Raw genomic sequence first — 1,366 nt, 5'->3', positions numbered from 1 at the left:
AACCATTGCCGATTTTCACCTTCTTTATTGTAATCAAGACGAACACCTGCTTGAGTATCCCAATATGCTGATACGGCGTGACCCCATAAAATATCGGTTTGGTTTTCTTCAATACTTCCTTCGCTGAAATCACCCTCGGTTTTAATTACCAATCGATCAAAGGTAGTGCCGTACCATGCTTGTAAGTCAAATACACCTGCGTTTGCTTGCTCGTTATATTCAAGACGATCGCCTAGTAATGCGTAAAATGGATGCTCATCAGCGAGTGTTAATCGCTCATTGCCCTCAAGCGCATATGGGCCTTCTGTTAAAGTTGTTCCCGCAGAGTAAGCATGGGGGTCTCTTGCATCTTTAGGTGCACTTCCTCCTTGTGGTTGCATCTTAGCGCTATTCATTTGTGCCATTTCACTTTGCGCTAATAAAGGGAAACTAATTAATGAAGCCCCAGTTAACATTAATAAACTAAATGATTTAGATAGTTTTAATTGTTTCATGATACGACTACCTCTCTAAACATGCCGGCATCCATATGGAATAATAAATGGCAATGCCAAGCCCAGCGCCCTACATCGTGAGGGGTGGTTAAAAAGCTGATTCTTTGTGCGGGTTGAACAGGTATTGTATGACGTCGCACTTGCACATCACCTTGCTCGTTTTCTAAATCACTCCACATACCATGCAGATGCATAGGGTGCGTCATCATGGTATCGTTTTGTAAAATAACTCTTAAACGTTGGTTATGCTTCATATGCACTGGCGTGCTTTTACCAAATTCTAAGCCATCAAATGACCAGCTATAACGTTCCATATTTCCGGTTAAATGCAACTCAATTTCAGCTTCTGGCTCTTGCTGGTTAGTGATCCCTTCAAGTGAGTGTAAATCTGCAAGTGTTAAAACACGGCGACCATTTTTACGTAAACCAATACCAGGATCATCAAGATTTGTTCTAGGCATATCAACGCGCATATCAACTGAAGCTCCATACTCCGTTTTGGCATGACGCACTTTAGGGCTGGCAACTGCCAATGGGTTTTCAGACATACCATGTTTGCTATGATCCATCGCCATTGCACCGTGCTCCATAGCGCTATGATCCATTTCTTTAGAGTTCATACCTGACATGCCAGCCATACCTGCCATTGCAGAATGCTCACCGCCGTGGGTCATATTGCCCATCATATCGGTCATCGTTAACCATTCAACAGGGTCAAGTGCAGGTACTGGCGCATCAATATTAGGCGAGCTTGATAAAGTTCCTTTTGCGTAACCAGAGCGATCCATACTTTGAGCAAAAATCGTATAGGCATCATTTTTAGGCTCAACAATTACGTCGTAGGTCTCACCAGGGCCGAATCTAAATTCATC

Annotated in this window: 2 protein-coding genes; both read right to left on the bottom strand. The window is 43.1% G+C overall.

Features of this window, described 5'->3' with window-relative positions:
• A partial coding sequence (locus tag PSI06_RS20925) for a copper resistance protein B (protein WP_273605069.1) occupies positions 1-494 on the bottom strand: 494 nt, incomplete at its 3' end.
• Positions 491-1,366, bottom strand: an 876-nt coding sequence (locus PSI06_RS20920; RefSeq protein WP_273605068.1) for a multicopper oxidase domain-containing protein, incomplete at its 5' end; no start/stop codon positions are given. The genes PSI06_RS20920 and PSI06_RS20925, both read right to left, overlap by 4 nt.

Source organism: Pseudoalteromonas sp. GABNS16E, assembly GCF_028598715.1.
Classification (GTDB): Bacteria; Pseudomonadota; Gammaproteobacteria; order Enterobacterales; family Alteromonadaceae; genus Pseudoalteromonas; species Pseudoalteromonas atlantica.
The sequence above is the reverse complement of the archived record's forward strand: the minus strand, read 5'-3'. Positions and strand labels throughout refer to the sequence as shown.